Source organism: Arhodomonas sp. AD133, from assembly GCF_051195215.1.
Classification (GTDB): domain Bacteria; phylum Pseudomonadota; class Gammaproteobacteria; order Nitrococcales; family Nitrococcaceae; genus Arhodomonas.
In genome coordinates, this window is record NZ_JBNAZM010000007.1 from 114,986 (window position 1) to 130,327 (window position 15,342).

27 protein-coding genes are annotated in these 15,342 nt (G+C 64.3%); 6 read left to right on the plus strand and 21 right to left on the minus strand.

All coding sequences use genetic code 11. From position 1 onward, the window contains the following. Position 1: 1 nt before the first annotated feature. The 16 genes from ACPEES_RS06525 to ACPEES_RS06600 form a co-directional block, all read right to left on the minus strand. Positions 2-337, minus strand: a complete 336-nt coding sequence (locus tag ACPEES_RS06525) for a DUF4326 domain-containing protein (protein WP_435102261.1) — start codon at positions 335-337, stop codon at positions 2-4. Then, a complete protein-coding gene (locus ACPEES_RS06530; protein WP_435102263.1) occupies positions 330-920 on the minus strand; it encodes a hypothetical protein in 591 nt (196 codons plus the stop codon). The genes ACPEES_RS06525 and ACPEES_RS06530 overlap by 8 nt, the downstream gene beginning before the upstream one ends. 52 nt (positions 921-972) lie before the next feature. Next, complete coding sequence (locus ACPEES_RS06535) at positions 973-1,269, minus strand: hypothetical protein (RefSeq protein WP_435102265.1); 297 nt, start codon at positions 1,267-1,269, stop codon at positions 973-975. Next, positions 1,262-1,420 carry a hypothetical protein gene (locus tag ACPEES_RS06540; RefSeq protein WP_435102267.1) on the minus strand — a complete coding sequence of 53 codons (159 nt, stop codon included), beginning with the start codon at positions 1,418-1,420 and terminating at the stop codon, positions 1,262-1,264. Before ACPEES_RS06540 ends, ACPEES_RS06535 begins: the two co-directional genes overlap by 8 nt. 161 nt (positions 1,421-1,581) lie before the next feature. Further along, positions 1,582-1,794, minus strand: coding sequence for a hypothetical protein (locus ACPEES_RS06545; RefSeq protein WP_435102269.1), 213 nt, complete (start codon positions 1,792-1,794; stop codon positions 1,582-1,584). Continuing rightward, positions 1,791-2,006 carry a hypothetical protein gene (locus ACPEES_RS06550; RefSeq protein ID WP_435102271.1) on the minus strand — a complete coding sequence of 72 codons (216 nt, stop codon included), beginning with the start codon at positions 2,004-2,006 and terminating at the stop codon, positions 1,791-1,793. The genes ACPEES_RS06545 and ACPEES_RS06550 overlap by 4 nt, the downstream gene beginning before the upstream one ends. Then, positions 2,003-2,914 (minus strand): recombination-associated protein RdgC, encoded by a 912-nt coding sequence (rdgC, locus tag ACPEES_RS06555; protein ID WP_435102273.1) that lies wholly within the window; start codon positions 2,912-2,914, stop codon positions 2,003-2,005. The genes ACPEES_RS06550 and rdgC overlap by 4 nt, the downstream gene beginning before the upstream one ends. 8 nt (positions 2,915-2,922) lie before the next feature. Further along, on the minus strand, positions 2,923-3,615 hold the full coding sequence (locus ACPEES_RS06560) for a hypothetical protein (RefSeq protein WP_435102275.1): 693 nt from the start codon (positions 3,613-3,615) through the stop codon (positions 2,923-2,925). Positions 3,616-3,648: 33 nt separating this feature from the next. After that, a complete protein-coding gene (locus tag ACPEES_RS06565; RefSeq protein WP_435102277.1) occupies positions 3,649-3,987 on the minus strand; it encodes a hypothetical protein in 339 nt (112 codons plus the stop codon). A gap of 3 nt (positions 3,988-3,990) precedes the next feature. After that, positions 3,991-5,079 (minus strand): DUF1351 domain-containing protein, encoded by a 1,089-nt coding sequence (locus ACPEES_RS06570; RefSeq protein ID WP_435102279.1) that lies wholly within the window; start codon positions 5,077-5,079, stop codon positions 3,991-3,993. After that, a complete protein-coding gene (locus ACPEES_RS06575) occupies positions 5,079-6,155 on the minus strand; it encodes a recombinase RecT (protein WP_435102281.1) in 1,077 nt (358 codons plus the stop codon). The genes ACPEES_RS06570 and ACPEES_RS06575 overlap by 1 nt, the downstream gene beginning before the upstream one ends. Continuing rightward, positions 6,155-7,006, minus strand: a complete 852-nt coding sequence (locus ACPEES_RS06580) for a PD-(D/E)XK nuclease-like domain-containing protein (protein ID WP_435102283.1) — start codon at positions 7,004-7,006, stop codon at positions 6,155-6,157. Before ACPEES_RS06580 ends, ACPEES_RS06575 begins: the two co-directional genes overlap by 1 nt. Further along, positions 7,003-7,245 carry a hypothetical protein gene (locus tag ACPEES_RS06585; RefSeq protein ID WP_435102285.1) on the minus strand — a complete coding sequence of 81 codons (243 nt, stop codon included), beginning with the start codon at positions 7,243-7,245 and terminating at the stop codon, positions 7,003-7,005. The genes ACPEES_RS06580 and ACPEES_RS06585 overlap by 4 nt, the downstream gene beginning before the upstream one ends. A 257-nt stretch (positions 7,246-7,502) precedes the next feature. Continuing rightward, positions 7,503-7,730, minus strand: coding sequence for a hypothetical protein (locus ACPEES_RS06590; protein ID WP_435102287.1), 228 nt, complete (start codon positions 7,728-7,730; stop codon positions 7,503-7,505). Continuing rightward, a complete protein-coding gene (locus ACPEES_RS06595) occupies positions 7,720-7,920 on the minus strand; it encodes a hypothetical protein (RefSeq protein ID WP_435102289.1) in 201 nt (66 codons plus the stop codon). The genes ACPEES_RS06590 and ACPEES_RS06595 overlap by 11 nt, the downstream gene beginning before the upstream one ends. A 20-nt stretch (positions 7,921-7,940) precedes the next feature. Then, entirely contained in the window at positions 7,941-8,204 is a 264-nt protein-coding gene (locus ACPEES_RS06600; protein ID WP_435102291.1) for a hypothetical protein, read from the minus strand. A 234-nt stretch (positions 8,205-8,438) separates the two neighbouring features. Between ACPEES_RS06600 and ACPEES_RS06605 the strand changes: the two genes are divergently transcribed. Genes ACPEES_RS06605 through ACPEES_RS06615 form a run of 3 tightly spaced genes read left to right on the plus strand, consistent with a single transcriptional unit; the run spans position 8,439 to position 9,413 of the window. After that, positions 8,439-8,696, plus strand: coding sequence for a type II toxin-antitoxin system RelE family toxin (locus tag ACPEES_RS06605; protein ID WP_435102293.1), 258 nt, complete (start codon positions 8,439-8,441; stop codon positions 8,694-8,696). Next, a complete protein-coding gene (locus ACPEES_RS06610) occupies positions 8,693-9,079 on the plus strand; it encodes a helix-turn-helix domain-containing protein (RefSeq protein ID WP_435102295.1) in 387 nt (128 codons plus the stop codon). The genes ACPEES_RS06605 and ACPEES_RS06610 overlap by 4 nt, the downstream gene beginning before the upstream one ends. 31 nt (positions 9,080-9,110) lie before the next feature. Then, entirely contained in the window at positions 9,111-9,413 is a 303-nt protein-coding gene (locus ACPEES_RS06615; RefSeq protein WP_435102297.1) for a HigA family addiction module antitoxin, read from the plus strand. A gap of 128 nt (positions 9,414-9,541) precedes the next feature. Here ACPEES_RS06615 and ACPEES_RS06620 read toward each other — a convergent pair whose 3' ends face one another. From ACPEES_RS06620 to ACPEES_RS06635, 4 genes are all read right to left on the minus strand, one after another. After that, entirely contained in the window at positions 9,542-10,306 is a 765-nt protein-coding gene (locus tag ACPEES_RS06620) for a DUF1828 domain-containing protein (RefSeq protein ID WP_435102299.1), read from the minus strand. 724 nt (positions 10,307-11,030) lie between these two features. Next, positions 11,031-11,588, minus strand: a complete 558-nt coding sequence (locus tag ACPEES_RS06625) for a hypothetical protein (RefSeq protein WP_435102301.1) — start codon at positions 11,586-11,588, stop codon at positions 11,031-11,033. Between the two features lie 225 nt (positions 11,589-11,813). Beyond that, entirely contained in the window at positions 11,814-12,437 is a 624-nt protein-coding gene (locus ACPEES_RS06630; protein WP_435102303.1) for a BRCT domain-containing protein, read from the minus strand. A 49-nt stretch (positions 12,438-12,486) separates the two neighbouring features. Further along, positions 12,487-13,269 (minus strand): LexA family transcriptional regulator, encoded by a 783-nt coding sequence (locus tag ACPEES_RS06635; RefSeq protein WP_435102305.1) that lies wholly within the window; start codon positions 13,267-13,269, stop codon positions 12,487-12,489. A gap of 78 nt (positions 13,270-13,347) precedes the next feature. Here ACPEES_RS06635 and ACPEES_RS06640 point away from each other — a divergent pair, with 78 nt between their 5' ends. Further along, the gene (locus ACPEES_RS06640) at positions 13,348-13,611 is read left to right on the plus strand and encodes a transcriptional regulator (RefSeq protein WP_435102307.1); all 264 of its coding nucleotides are present in this window, start codon (positions 13,348-13,350) and stop codon (positions 13,609-13,611) included. A gap of 87 nt (positions 13,612-13,698) precedes the next feature. Continuing rightward, on the plus strand, positions 13,699-14,016 hold the full coding sequence (locus ACPEES_RS06645; protein WP_435102309.1) for a hypothetical protein: 318 nt from the start codon (positions 13,699-13,701) through the stop codon (positions 14,014-14,016). 338 nt (positions 14,017-14,354) lie between these two features. Here ACPEES_RS06645 and ACPEES_RS06650 read toward each other — a convergent pair whose 3' ends face one another. Then, positions 14,355-14,588, minus strand: coding sequence for a hypothetical protein (locus ACPEES_RS06650; RefSeq protein WP_435102311.1), 234 nt, complete (start codon positions 14,586-14,588; stop codon positions 14,355-14,357). A 101-nt stretch (positions 14,589-14,689) separates the two neighbouring features. On the opposite strand from ACPEES_RS06650, the gene ACPEES_RS06655 reads away from it, so the two are divergent. Beyond that, on the plus strand, positions 14,690-15,310 hold the full coding sequence (locus ACPEES_RS06655) for a hypothetical protein (protein WP_435102313.1): 621 nt from the start codon (positions 14,690-14,692) through the stop codon (positions 15,308-15,310). Positions 15,311-15,342: the final 32 nt, after the last annotated feature.

The following is a 15,342-nucleotide window of genomic DNA, read 5'->3' on the forward strand; positions in this document are numbered from 1 at the left end:
TTCAGGTGTCTCCGTTCGCGAGCTCAAGCAGTACGTCGGCGTGGCACGGTGCGCCCAGCGGACACCAGCAGGCGAGGTTGTGGCCACGGAGCTCGTGAAGGTTGATGAGCACGTGCCGTGCAGCCTCGATCTGCTCATCGGCGTTATCCATGCTCAGGCACACACAGCCGCCCATCAGCAGTTGATAGAGTCGGACACACTCCTTGCGCGTACCACCGTGCTGGCCGACGATGAAAGGATTGCCCCAGCGGGTGGAGCGGTCGACCTTCACGGTGTTCGCTGGCATACGCCAGCCGCGGGCGCGAGAGAGTCGGATGCGACGGGGATGGTCAGCCATTCTGCCCCTCCCGCCCGGTGGGCTCATGCACCACCTCACGACTCGCATCGAGCGCGGATTCCAGGGCGCGTTGCTCGGACTCGGTAGGGACGTATAGGGTGCCGTCCTCGCTCGCCCGAGGCTCCCCCCAGGACGTAGGGGTAAGCCCCACAGCTCCGCACGCTGGGCAGCGCCAATCGCTTAGCTTCTCCCTCTCGGCGCGTAGCGCGGCGGCGGCTACAGTCGGTGCCGGTTCACCCCAGATCAGGGCGTGGAGATCGGCGGCGAACTCCTGCCGAGCTGCCGCCCATGCGGCGTTGATGACAGCGCACCTATCGTCGGCATCTGCACGGTCCTGGCTGCTCTTGCGCACGTGCGCGTCGCGCAGCTGGAACAAGTCCCCCAACAGCCTCCGGTAGTCCTCCGCCAGATGCTGCTCCGTGCGCATAAGCCCATCAGACTCCACCATGTATCCAGCGGCCCGCAGGGCTTCCAGCGCCGACTCACACCGCATGTGATACGTCACATCGATGCCATCCCGCCGGTCCATGGCCCGGGCCATGATCTCGATGATTTTCTTGTCTCGGTCGGTGACATCACTCATTTTTCCTGCTCCCATCGCTTATTCATCGCACCGCTCTGGAGTGCCAGCCTCGCTACGTTCGCCAGTTGGTCCCGCATCCGGGTGCGTGGGAATTCGACGGTGTGGCACCGGTGCGGTCGTGCTCATGGCCCGCAACGCGCTCGACCGCCTCGAGCAGCCGGTCGCTGAACGTCTGGTGCGGCTCCTGGGGCACATGCAGTGCCTCGGCGATCATGTACAGCAGATTGGCGAGGCTGTCGGCACGGTCGCGCTGGCCGTCTCGGTCCATGGTGAGAGCGTCAAACTGCTCGCGGACATAGTCGCGCAGGGCATCCGGCAGTTGGTCGTTAGGGATGCTCTCGTTAGCCATCGTTCTCGCTCTCCTCGTCGTCGAAATACTCGTCGTCGTAGTCCCCCAGCTCCTGCTGCGCGTCGTGCTCGATTTTGTCGCGCATGGCCCACGTCTCCCGCACCCACAGCAGATCTCCAGGGCGGCCGTAGGGGCACGGCAGTGGGGACATGTGCCCGCCTCGCGAGGCGCACACATGCCAACTGCCATCGTCCAACTGAAACGGGCGATCCAGGTCTCCGGGCTGCGGTTTAACCACCCTCCGCGTCTGCGTCTTGGCGCCGGCCAGTAGGGCGCGGATCATCGGGGCGCTGAAGAGGATGGGGCGTGCCTTCATGCCGCACCTCCCCGCGCCTCAGCCCCGAACAGGTCCAGCGTCTCGCGCTGGTCGCTTGAAGCGCTGTCGCGCTTTACGTCGCTGTAGCGCCATTCCAACGGCTCCCCGCAGGTGCGGCAGTGCCTCCACCGAGCGGTGTGCTCATGGCCGAAGAAGAAGTGGATGCAGCATTCCGCCGCAATGGGGCGTCCTTTGTCCTTGGCCTTCATCGCTCACCTCCAGTCGGCAACCCCAACGCCTCCCGGGCGTCGTCAATGATCTGCACCATGCGCTGGTATTCGGCCTCGTCGTCCACGTTGTAGAATTTGCCCTCCGCGTTGGCGTGGACCTCCAGAAGCATGTCCGCCTCGGCGGTGTAGGCGCGTAGTAGCCGGTGCAGGCGTTCGTCGCTGCGGGGTTCGGTCACGCGGTTCTTGCTCATGCCGCCTCCCGAACTTCGCCGCCGAACACATCCACCAGCTGCGGGATAAGCCGTTGCAGCTCGAGCGTCATGATCGCGAAGTCGGCGTCGAAGCGCTCCGCGGCGCTCTCCGGCACGAAGTCCTCATTGCCCTCCTGGACCACGTCCAGGAACTTCAGGCGCTTCAGCGACAAATCAGCATCGAGCACGAAGCTGATGCGCTCGTCCCAAGTGACCGCCAGCCGCCGGACCAGCTTGCCGGCGCGGATGTGTGCGCCGATCTCGCCGGAGTGCAAATCCACGCGCTTGCCGCGGATCTCGGCGCCGTCGTTCTTCGGGTCCTCGAACACTGCCTCGTCGCCGAGCTCGACATCCGCGGGCTCGGCTTGCTTCGCCAGCCAGTCGGTCATGATCGGCTGCGGGTTGGAGTTCGTGGCGAGGGGCTGGATCGGCAGCGTACCCAGGGAGGCGCGCAGCAGTTCGGTGAGCTCTTCGGCCTGGCGCCAGGTGGCCGTGTCCACGACGAGCCAGCCGTTGCGGGTATCGATCCAGGCGTACAACCGCTTCGAACGCGTGAACGCCTGCGGGAGCAGCTCCAACGTGATTTCTTCCTTGAGGCGGTTCTTCTCCTTGCGCCCGAGCTTGCGGCACTCGGCTTCCTCGCGCTCCGCCACCCGTTCGTCGAGGGTCTCGCGGATCACGTAGGCCGGAAGCAGGCGCGATTCCTCCTGCAGGGACACCAGGTACTGGCCGCCGGCAGCGTGGACCAGGCTTTCGCCACCGGGCAGCGGCGGGACCCAGCCGCGGGAGAGGTGCTCGATGCGGCCCACCGGTTGGAAGGCGAACTCGGCCAACCGTTCGGCGAGCTCCTCGGCGGAGTGCGCGAAGGGCTGGTTGTTACGGTAGATGCAGAGATTCTTGAACCACATAGGGCCTCCTATGCCGCGGCCTTCGGCTCAGCGGGCCGCAGCCATCCGGGAATTGCGGTGGTGTCGTCTTCGATCATCGGCATCACCAAGGCGACGAACTCGGGCATGTGTGCCACGCGCATCACGTACGCGCCGCCCTCGCCACTGGGGAAGAGATTTACGTGCGGGATCGGGATGCCGCCGGCCTTGGCGGCCTCTTCGGCCAACCGGAGATACTGCGAGTTCGCGCTGATCCGGCTTACGGGCTGCACGGCTGCGGGTATAGCCTTCCGCCAATCCAGGAAACGACCGTCGATCGGCGGCGCGTGCGTAACATCCAGGTGGCAGGGGCCGATCTCTGTCGGATCGCCCCCCTCCGGGAAATCCGCTGACGTGACGTACCCGACGCTTCCCACCAGGTGGAGGTGCTCGGCCCGTTCGTTGGGTCTCTTGCGGCGCATCCTGCACGCTTTCACGAGCCCGGCCGGTGCTTCGCAGATCCAGGTGCCGTTGGCGAAACCGTCAGTGTCGTGGATCACCGCCATTACATGGCTATTGGTGGCGACAATGAGGACACCGCCATCCGGATGCGGCTCGACGAGGAAGCCGTTGAGGCAGTACAGAACGTCTCCCTTCGCCATGAACTCCGCGGCGATGGGGACGTACTGCGCGGACACGCGGACGTTGCGGTCCTCGGGATCGAAATCGCGCTGGTTGGACATGGTCTCCTTGGCTCCTGCGTTGTGCGTTCGTGCTCAGTAAACGGTATGCCCGCGCCGGCGCAGTTCGCGCTCGGCGAGCCGGCGGCGGTACTGATCGGGGCGGAACTTCCGAGTGATCCAGCGCAGATAGCCCGTGGGCACCTGACGCCACGTGCGGTGGCCGTATGTCCCGAACCCGAGCAGGGCATCGGCCTCCGGGTGTTTGTACGTTGGCGGCGGCTCGCCGCGGGCCTCTCGCTCCAGACGGTTCGCCCGCTCGTCCAGCTCGCGCGCTCGCGTCAGGTCCTGCGTGTAGGCGGCGCCGTCGGCGTATTGGGCGCCCGCCCGGATTTCTCGGGCGGCCGCGCGTAGGGTTTCTGGCGTCTCCTGCATAGCTCAGGCCGCCTTTCGCGGGCGTTCTACCGTCACGGCGTCCAGCGAGGTGAATCCGGCGGCGGCGAGCCTTCGGCGTACCTCGGACTTGAGCATGTCGTCGGTCACCCAGGTGGGCACCGCGGTACGGAACAGGCAGGTGACGGCCACCGCCTCCGTGCCTTCCTCGGTGCTCTCCGGTTGGTCGCCTGGTGTCTCCGGCGTCGATGCCGATTCGGGGTCATCAGTGGCCGCGGGCGGCATCGGGCGCACATCGGCGCTACGGGGCGACTCGGGCGTGGGGTCTGCGCTGGCACGTTCCTGCTGGGCCTGCTCACGAGCGCGCCGCTCTTGTTCTGCCCGCTCGTGCTCCTGTCGCTGGCGGGCCTCCCGCTCCATCTGCTCACGCATGCGCCGCTCTGCCTGCTCCTGGCGGGCGACTTCTGCCTCGAGGATTCGGGAGAGTTCGCGCTCGTACGTCTCCTCGTCCGCCTCAAGCCACTGGTGGATGTGGTCCCGCGTGAGAGGGGCCGACAGGCCAGCGCGGTAGCTGCGGGCCTCCAGCTCCAACAGCCGGCGCGAGACCATGTTCTGGCGCTCCCGGTCCGCCTGGCACCGGCGTTCGATCTCGACGGCCGTGGCCTTCGTCAGGTTGTCCTTGGCCGTCAGGGCGCCGAGCTTCACCAGGTCGTCGCAGGTGGCACGCCGATGATCCTCGTCGACGTCGAAGCGCTCCCACTGGCGATCACGCTCGGCGCGGATGCGCTCGTCGGCGATCTCTCGGCGCCGGTCTTCGTACTGATCCACCTGGTCGAGGATCATCCGGCGGGCTTCTTCGCATTGCCCTTCCAGCGACTTCATGCGGTCCTCGAAGTCGCGGATCGGTGCCTTCGCGTCATCGGCCGCGGCCTTACGTCGCTTGGCAAGCTCGCCCTTGAGCTTGTTGATCTCGGTGGCGCTCGCCTTGGCGGCCTTTACGCCGTCCTCGCTGACCACCGTCTCGTATTGCGATAGCCGTTCCTGCAGGGCCTGCTGCAGCTGCTCGAAGTTGGCGTCGAGCTTGGCGGGCTGAGCGTCGATGACGACCAGCGCGTTCAGGGTTTCGTCGGTCATCACAGGAACCCTCCCTGACCGGACTCCTCAAGGCGGATCTTGTTGCGCTGGTAGGCCTTGGTGGCGCGGGCTTTCTCGGAGCCCGTCAGAACATCACCGGCTTCGGCCACGATCTCGTCGAGGACGTCCACGGACTGAGCCGATTCCATCTGCTCGATGTAGTGGTCGGCGTTCACGGCGCTGGGCTGGGCGTTGCCTTCGGTGCCCGGCCTGTTGGCAGCCGTGCTCTGCGGCGCGTCGGATTCGGGCGTGACATCCGCCGGCGGGGCGTCGTCGCCCTGTACCGCGTATTCGCCCGTGAGCACATCATCGAGCGCCTGAGACTGGCCGCCCTCGGCCATGCCATCGAGCGTCGCGGCCGCGGCGAATTCCACCGACAGCGGCAGCACTTTGGACAGGCGCCGAATGGCGGTCTTGCGCCCCATCTGGGCGTAGTCGCTGATCCAGGGGTGGTCTTTGTTGTACTTCAGTGCATTCAGGTAGCCCTGGCTGCGGTCGCGGACCTGGTCGACCTCTTCGCGCGGGAGGAACTCGAACTGGTAGCCGCCATCGGGCATGTGCGCCACGGCGTAGAAACCAATGACCTCGCCGCGGCCCTGGAACGCGGGCTCGTGCTCGATGCGGGCGTCGGTGCCGAGCCGAAGGTGGAAGTGATCGGTTTCGTAGACCTCGTAGGCGAAGATCGTGGTAATGCGACCGGACCGGCGGGCGAGGTCGATCAACCCCTTGTAGCCGGGGATTACCTGAACCTCTTTGCGCTTCTCGCGGCCGTTCCAGAACGGCACGAGGTAGGCGTGCCCAAGCACCGTGTTGGGCTCCAGGCCCAGCTGCGAGCACTGGATCACCGCACCCATGAGCGAGGCCGTGTTGCACTCCATGAGCGCAGGCGTCGTTCGGATGGCATGCATCGCGACCTTGAGCATACGGTCGGCGGTCATGTGCTTCGGCAGGGCTGCGGCAATTGCCGCCTTGTTGCCCTCGAAGAACTCCTGAACGTTGCCGCCGCCCATATTCGCGATGGACGTGCTTTTCGCGCGCTGCTGGAGCTCGCGCATGCTGGTAGCTGTGGCTGCCATCATTCCTCCTTGAGGTAAGCGGACAGGGAGACGATTTCGATTGCGCTGGAGTAGCCAGGCCAGTGCCCAGTGCGCCGGCATTCGGCGTAGGCGTTGAGGTTGCGACGGAACATCCGGTGACCGGCGGCCTTGGAGTCCTCGTCGAGCATCACGGCGCTCGCGGCGTACGGATATTCGGTCTCGACTGCGACGAACACGAAGCCGAGCACGGGGCGCCCGGCGGCCTTGGCCCAGCCTTCGGTGTACATCGCGTCCTGCTGCTGGTAGCCCTTGCGCCCGATCTGCCTCGCGAACTCGTGGGGGGCCGCACTGGAGTAGGTTTTGACGTCGAGGAGGATGTCCCCGGCGCGAAAGCTCGCGACGTAGTCGGGGCGGACCTTGCAGCGCTCGCCGGTGGCCTCGTCGATCCAGAATGCGGATTGCTCAGCGCCGCCGGCGCCAGCCGACAGAGCCTCGGCGACGTCCGGGATACCCATGACCGACTCCCGCATCCGCTGCGCCATGTCGTACTGATCCGCGGTGATAGCGATCTGGTCCGGGTGGTCCGCGACGAAGTCTTTCCAGACCTTCGTGTTCTTGTTCACCGCGGGCCCTACGACGTAACGCTCGTCCAGTGCGTTCGGCTCGAGGATGGCGCAGTGCGCGAGCGTGCCCTCGAGCTGCCCGGCCCGCGACTTCTCCAGTGGCCGCCTTGGGTCGAGGCGGCACCCGTAGTAGATCGCCGGCGCCTGGCCGACCAGAAGCAGACCGGTATTCGAGATGCCCGGGGCCTTGTGATAGGCCTCGTTGCTAAGCTCGGGAAATACCCCGGTGGCGTTATCAACCGGAAACAGCTGGTTGGCTGTGCTCATGCCGCAGCGCCTCCGTCGCCGGGACCGCCACCGGGCAACACGGAATGCCCGTACTGGTGGTGCCGCCGCGGGCGCTTCTCGACGGTCTCGTTGCCGTGCGCCGTCTCCATGCGGCCATCGCGGCCCGGGACAACCTGGTAGCCCGCCCGCCGAACCTGGAACACAGTGTGGTGCCCCGCTGCTGGCAGGATCGTGATGCTGGCGCTCATCGGTTCGTTGGCGCTGCGGTTGAGGTTCATGGCCATGTCCTCCTTACGTTCTCCACTCCGGGCGAAACCCGCCGTATGCGACCCACTGGTCAGCCGGCTACGGGCTGAGGGGGGTGCGGTGACGGGACTGCGCGGCGACCCGTAACCGGCTGGCCAGTGGGCGGCCGGTTACGCCGGCCAGTCGGGTGAACATCCCGGATTCGTGCGGTCCACCGCGCACCTCAAGCATCACCGGTTTAGCCGCAGTGATTCGGGGTGCGAGCCCGTAGTCGCCTCCAGCCGTGGAGTCAGGCCGCCTGGTGCGGGCGGCAGGTTTCACACTCACCGAGGTCCAGCATTTCCCGGATCGTCTCGATGGGGTGGCGCTCGATATGGCCCGGCATGCCACCCTGTTCGTTGATCAGTTCGACGATCTCGGCCGGGATGCCACGGTCAGCGCAGACCGCAACGCAGTGGCCGCATGAAGCGATGAAGGCGTATCCGTAGTCGCGTTGGGGCTGCTCTTTACGCTGCATCGTTGCTCTCCTCTTGCAGATAGCGGCCCGCGAACTCCTGGGGCGTCAGATCCTCCCGGCCCATGGTCTCGATAACCGTCTCCAGGTAGCTCAGCTGGTACGCCAAGCGCTCGACCGTTTCTCGGGACCCGGTGTAACGGGTCTCGGCGCGTTGCCTGGCGTGAGCAGTGATTTGGTCCGCAGCGCTCATGCGGTGGTGTGTCCTCATTACTACTGATACGGCCAGATCAGGCCGTCGGTGTAGCCCGTGAGGTACACGCTGTACCCGTTGCCACTCCCCGCGTGCGGGTCGATCAGCGACTTGCCGTAGCGCTCGAGATCGCGGCGCAGGGCCCGCTTGTAGAAATCCCAGCTCTGCGGGCGGACGATCCATGAGCACACCCGAATGATGTCGTCGACGTCCTCGCCGACCATCGCGTAACGGTTCGGTGCGAACTGCTGAGGTACGTGGTGGATCTCGGTGCTGGTGCTCATCCCTCGCCTCCGGTGCGTTTCGTTCAGCGTTGGGACGAATAGTAGTGATGCTATTATTTGGTGTCAATAGCCATGCTAATATTGGCTGGAGAAAGCAGCCGCCGGATGGCGGGCAGGCGCAGGAATCCGCCGGCGCAGAGATCAATCGGGGCCGATCGCGTTTGCGGATAGCGCTTGTGCAGCGACAGGAAGCAGGCGTTGACAGAGATTATCACGTATTGTGATAATCGATGCATGCACAAAATCACTTACAAGAAGTCGGCGATCAAGGGGTTGCGCAAGATGCCGGCGAAACAGCAGCGTCAGCTTCGAGAAGCGCTGGAACGCTTGGCGCAGGACCCGCAGCGCACTGATCTGGATACCCGGAAGCTGCGAGGCCGGAGCGGCTTCCGGCTCAGAGTGGGCGGGTGGCGAGCTATATACAGAGTCGAGGATGGTGAATTGGTGATTCTGGTGCTGGACATCGGCCCCAGGGGAGACGTGTACAAATGAGCGCACAGATCATTGAGCGAGAAGGGCGGCCGGAGTACGCGGTCATCCCGTATGACGAGTACCAGGACCTGTTGCGGAAGGCTGAAGAGCTGGATGACGTTACCGCCTTCGACCGCGCGACACGCGAGTTGGAAGAAGGGCGCGACGAGGTGGTGCCGGGCGACGTGGTGGATCGGTTGCTGGCCGGGGAGAATCCCGTCAAGGTTTGGCGCGAACACCGCCGGCTGACCCAGACGGAACTGGCCGAGCAGGCTGGCGTGTCACAGTCGTACGTAGCCATGATCGAGCGCGGTGACCGGACCGGGCGCGTCGATGCGTTACGAAAGATCGCCGGCGTGCTCGAGGTGGACCTGGACGACTTGCTGGAGGAGTCGCCGTCATAAACACGCGGTTCGGGGACACTGAGGTGTAGGCATGAGCACACCAGACACCGGCCCGATTCACCCGGGCGAGCATCTAGCGGAGTACCTGGAAGAGTTCGGCATTAGCCAGTACCGGCTGGCCAAGGACATCAGCGTGCCGCCGCGCCGGATAAACGAGATCATCAAGTGTGAGCGGGGCATCACCGCGGACACGGCGCTGCGGCTGGGGCGCTACTTCGGCACGAGCGCGGAGTTCTGGTTGAATCTCCAGAGTCATTATGAACTTGAGCGCGCTATGGCTCAGTTGGGGGGGGGGGGGATCGCTTGGACTTGGAGGTGCATAGAACGGTGGTGAGCGGCTGACCGACCTGGTTGCGGTGTGCCGCGCGCTGGGGTTCGCGCTCTCGGCGAGGCCGCGAGGTAGGGCGCTGTAAAAGAGAACCCGCCGGGTGGCGGGTTGAGGGTGATGGGATCGGGCGTCTGCTAGTGCGACCGTATAGCCGAGACCACGGGGGCGTGCCTGATTAGCGCACTCATCTGCATAACCCGGGCGACCGTCGCCAAGATGGCAGTTTCCTCGCGAGCGCGCTGTGCATCCGAACGATCATCCATGATGACCAGAATGGGCCGTTCGTCGTCGCCGTTGGCTACGTCTAAGACCTTGCGAAGCTCAGCGCCCGTCTTCTGGGAAGAAGGGCGCACTGCGTCCACCAGAGTGTCGCCATGCAGGAAGTCGAACTTGCGCGGTGAGCCTGACGCACCATACGCAGATATGTCGCGAGTGATCGTTAAGTCAGGTTTCCAGGCGCGCAAGTGGACTTCTACCTCGTCGATGAACACGTGGTCATGATCGGTAAGGCCGCGATGCTCCACCTCCCACTCGCATACCGCATGCATGAAGTATCCGAACTGCTCGATTCCAGACGCGAGGTCGTCAGAATACAGCTGGGTGCGCACGTCGCCGCGCTCTTCAAGCGATAGATGCAACTTCTCACAAAGGTCACGCAGCCCCCGCCAGCGGCGGCGATCATCAAGCGGGAAGCCAAGCCCCATAAGATGCATGAGCGTGTCGCCATTGTCGCTCAGCTCCACAACCTGGGGGGCGTGAGGCACAGCGTACAGAGTGAATGCCTCCCCATCCGGGAAGTGGAAAGGCGTATCGAGCGCATACACTGGACCGCGCCGCGATGCGCTTCGTACTTCGCGGCAGCGAAAACCAAGATTTCGTATCAGCGCTTCGCAGTTCATAGACCTAGCCCTCCATCGTCTGGGGCTAAGGGGTCCTCGTACTCAAAGTCTAGCCTGAGGTTTCCGTGCCGGGCGAATCGGCACAGCCACTGCCAATGGTGGGCGCAATCATATTTCGAGATGCAGGCTCTCACCACCCCAGAGGGTCGCTCGTCGAGGACATGTAGGTGCGGGCCGTATACATCTGGTCTGCCTCTTCCGTTGCTATGAGAGCGCTTAGCGCGCGGGCAGACCTCCAATTGGAGAAGGCGCATCCGCTGACCACGATGGAGGTACAGCAACGTGAACAGATCCTTGCACTCATCCGCCACGATAGGTGCACGCCTTCTCATCTCGAACCTGAGGCCCGGAATGGTAACGTCGTCTTCGTCAAGCACCGGAGTAGACCATTGGTAAAAGTGGCTGTTGTTTGGCTGTTCGCGCCAACGCAATGGACCTCGCACAACCTTGCTTGTGCGGAGCAGCCGCCTGAGCTCGTCATCCGTCATGTGCCCGCCGCTTGCTCGTCAATAGCTTCCTTTGCTCCTACACCTCCACGCCGCCCCCAGACCACGCGCCCAATGAAGTGGGCGGTGTTCAGTTGGGCCCAGGGGTCAGGCATTCCTTTCCGCTCGCGCCCGAGGCGAGTCCGCCGGGATCACGTCATCGGACCCACACGCCGGGCGTTTGGCCGATGTCGCCGTGTCTGCGCGCATGCATGTGCACATGACGGCCGCCCCGGCTGTCAAAACTCCTCGCTCGACCCGTCCGCGTATACCACCTTCTGGAGTTGGAACGACACCGTAATGTTGTCGATGGAGGCGTTTCGCAGCGCCTTGTCCCGCTCGCCGAAGGGGTTGTACCCCGTCGCCCCGCGCCATAGCCAGGTTGTCCCAGCTTCCCGAGGGGTGTTGTCTTTCAGGCGCAGCTTGGTGATGGTGTCGCCGAGCATGTCACGAAGGACAAGCATGCCACGGAATGCTCGAAGGTCGCGCCCCAGAGCGTTGCTCATTTGGAGCTCCAAGTAGATGTGCTCATCGGGATTCGACGACCGCTGCAGATCCATGTCCCGATACTCCTTTGCGACAAGCTTCACCGGCAGAGTCGGGCCAATGGTTGGCGTCGACGCCGATGAAGACTCCGACGCCGACGGTTCTGGCTGTTCGCGATCTAGCGGGGGCGTGTCATCAGTGAAGGGATCGCCCAAAGAGAAGCCGGACCAGGCATCTGCCATGGCGGCACGCAGCTCGTATTTGAGATGCTCGCGGCCCGCAAAATAGCCCACCGCAATGCCTATGGCCAAACCGATTACCAATGGGAGTGCAACGCCGCGGTGGTTGGCACGAACAGCCGGTCGTGCTGGCCGGCTCGATGTCGACGGCATTGCGCTGGCGCCTTGCGCTCCGACCTTGTTATACGCCCGCTTGCAGCTTGGGCACTGCCACTCGGGCGCATCGTCTGTCTCTTGGCGGCTATAGCCGCATGCTGGGCATTCCATAGGTCACCCCCTCCGTTGCCCCGCCGTGCCCTATTTCAAAGGGCAGTGCTCTTCTTCAATGATGACAACCGGGTGCCCAGCGTCACGGTTTTGTATGGCTGCCTCAATCTTGCGGCCGTGGCTTGTGTGTGCCCAGTCGCGGCTCGCGAGGCCACCTATCACCAGGTAGTCGAGGTCCTGCGTAACGTTCTTACGGGGCTCGCCGCCGCGCTCCGCAATGGCTGCTTCCACCTTCCGACGCGGGCCGTAGATGAACTTCCCCGTGCAGCAGAAGCTGCACCCCGCGAACGCGATGTCGCCGGACGCCTGCTCCGCTTCGGTCCGGTTGGAGAGACCGGAAACCACGCCCTGGGAGAGATCTATGCCGGCCATCTCCGCCAGCGTCTCGGCCAGGTCCTGCGCTTCCTCATCGGTAACAACGCCGTCGGCCAGCACGGCGTTTACCCGCTCGCCGATGACGTTGCCGGGCCAGCGGTCAAGCACAATGGCGTTGTCGCGCAGCCAGGCGTCGAGGAACACGACTTCCTGCTCGTTCAGGCGTTGGTCGGCGATGAGACCCTTGCAGATCCCGAGCAGTGACTCGGTGGCCTTCTTCAGGTTGGCGCGGTAGTTGACGGCCTGAATCGGTTGGGCGTCGTCATCGAAGAGCGACATGCTGCATCCTCCCTGTTGCGGTTCGTCATGACTCCTGTTGGCGCGTTAGCTACGAAACCCCGCCGGCCCGCCAGACCACGCGCCCGATCACTTGGACCTGCCCGTCGAGATGCTCGGGCGGTATCACTTCCTCGGGGTACTTCGCGCTGTTGTCAGAGCGCACGATAAGGGCGCCGTCGTAGCGGCGAAATAGGCGCTTGATGCGCAGCTCGCCGCCGTAGCGAAGCACGTAGACCAAGCCATCCACGACCTCCGTCTGTCCCAGGTCGACCATCAGCGAGTCACCGTCATGAATCGTCGGTTCCATGCTGTCGCCGGACGCACCGACGATGACGAGATTGTGCCGCTTCAGGCCCTCGCGCTTGATCCAGCTCGTCGTAAACGCGAGAGGCGGTGCCTGTTCTTCTTCAAAGATCAGCGCTCCCTCGCCAGCAGAGGGCTTTACACGGCGTCGCTCCACGAGGACGTACTGGTCCTGTGGAAGGTCCTCCGGGTTCTCCCATGTGATGATAGGAGCAACTGGGCCGGCTGCTTCTGACGTCTGTGCCTTCGCGCTGGCATCTTGCTGCCAACTGCCTTCCGGCCATAGATCTGAAGACGGGTCAATCTCCGTTGGGTGGACCCCAAGTAACCTGGCGAACTGTAGGGTCGCCTTGGGATTCAGTGGGATTCGCCCGTTGAGGTATTGCCCAACGGCACCCTGTGTCATACCCATGCGTTCGCCCGCACTTTCCTGTGTCAGGCCCAATGAGTGCCTTTTACGGTCCCACAGCTGACGCAGGCGTCGCGCCGCTTCGCGCTGGTCGGGGCTCAGTGTGCGTGCCATCACCATAAAGTAATAGCGTCCCTTATAAATTCTCCATGAGCGCCACTATTGATATGTGGTAGTAGCACAGCTATTATTTCCGCCATGGATCTACATACGTGGCTGTGCCAGCCCAAGAACACCCAGTCGGGGCTGGCAGAGAAGATCACACGACTGGGGTATCGGCGAGTCACGCAGGGAGCCGTCAGTCAGTGGCTGCGCAATGGCGTGCCGCCTATCCGATGCCGCCAGATCGAGTATGCGACCGGCGGCGCCGTCACGGCGGAAGAGCTCCGCCCGGACGTCTTCGGCCCATCGCCAGACACCATCGAATGCAGCCGCTCCCACGAGCGGGACGCAGCGGCATAGCCGAGCCAGATGCGACTGATGGTCGCATGCGCCCGCGAGGCGCGGGCGCTCCTTACAGGTAGAGGGCTGCGGGCCCAGGAGGGAGACGTGCCCACGTGGAACATCAAGAAAGCGCAAGCCGAGAAACTGCGTGCCGAGGCAGCGTTGATGAATGACCGGGCGGAGAGGTTGGAGAACGCGGCCGCCGCCGAGGCGGCAAATCCCTACCTCGGTGATGACTACACCCGCGAGGGCTGCACCGCCTCGATCGATGTTACCCGCGCCGGCTACGTGCTTTCGGTCTTCGATCCAATGGGTTTGTGCATTGAGCGCTACGCCGCGGTGGGAACGCCGGCGGCCATTGGCCAGATGTTGCGCGAGTGGTGCGCGGGCCGTCCGCCGACGTTGCCGCGCACCCGGGGGTAGAGACCCGAAGGATCGACTGTCAGCTCGCAGAGCTCGACTGGTACGCGCGATGGGCCAACTGCCGGCCCAGGGAGTATCCATGACACCCAAGCAGTACAGGGCGCGCTGCCTCCAGACAAAAGCACTCTGGAAGCTGGCGAAGGCGGACGAGCTGGCGCCAGTGACGCCAGAGGTTCGCGAGGCGATGGCGGCGCTCAGAAGCCGCCTATGGGAGCAGCGCGGGCAGGAATTGCGCGAGTGGCACGAGACGGGCACGCCCGTTTGGCTATGCGCCGAAGAAGACGCGGGGTGGTTGCGCCGCGCCGCGATCACGGCGTGGCGCGCGTCCATGCGAATGGTTACGGATGTTCTTGGCGTATTTGGGCTAGGACTGAGCTCGCACGTTTTACCGCCCCATCCCAACTTTCTCCATCTGTGTAGAGGAAGGCCGTCAGGTCCGTTGCACCGAGCGTCTCGGTCATCTTCGCCAGCAGCTGATCGGGGTCGTCCGCCGCGGCAAAGCGCTCCGAGAGAAGCGCGGTAACTAGCGCGTAGAGCGTGAGCGTCTCCGGGGGATATTTCACTTTGATCATGAGGGGCCTCCTTTGCCTCGTTGGTATGTGTCGCAGCAACCAGCGTACCCATGGGATGTGCCCCTCTCCAGTCATCAGCCTCACAACCAGGAGAGTAGGGAGTGACGGAGAGCAGCACCACGTCCACCGCAGGACAGCCGCAGACCATCATCGCCGCGCTGCGACTTCATACGCAGCGGATGATCGAGACCACACAGCTCAGCCGCACCCAGTTCGCGCGGCGCTTGGCCGAGGCCCTTGAGGCAGCGCCCGAGGAAGTAACGCGGATTCCGAACCCATCCACGGCCAATAGCGCAGATCAGTACGACCGGCTGCTGGATAGCCTCATCAAGCGTGTGGGGCGCTGGATCACCGGCGAGAACCTGCCGCCCGCCGACGTCCTCGACCACTGGATCGAGAGTCTCGACGAGCCGTTCCGCTCGGACTGCCGGGCCGACATCACCCGGATGATGGGGAGCTACTACGCCGAGCGGCGGGCGAGGGGGCCGGCGGGTGATTTCCAGTCAGCGGGCTCCCTTTACGAAGACTTCGGCGCGATCAGCACCGACCTCGCTGTCCTTCTGCGCGATCACGTGATCGACGAGCACGACCTGCCCGCAATTCCGGAGACCCGCGAGCACATCGCGCAAATGATCGGCCACCTGGAGTCGATGGATCGGCGTCTGCATGAGGTGGAGCAGGGGGCCGGGACGGAGGGGCGTAGGCTCAGGGTGGCGAAATGAGCCCTGCCTGGCGCCGTGCTTACCGTCAGTCG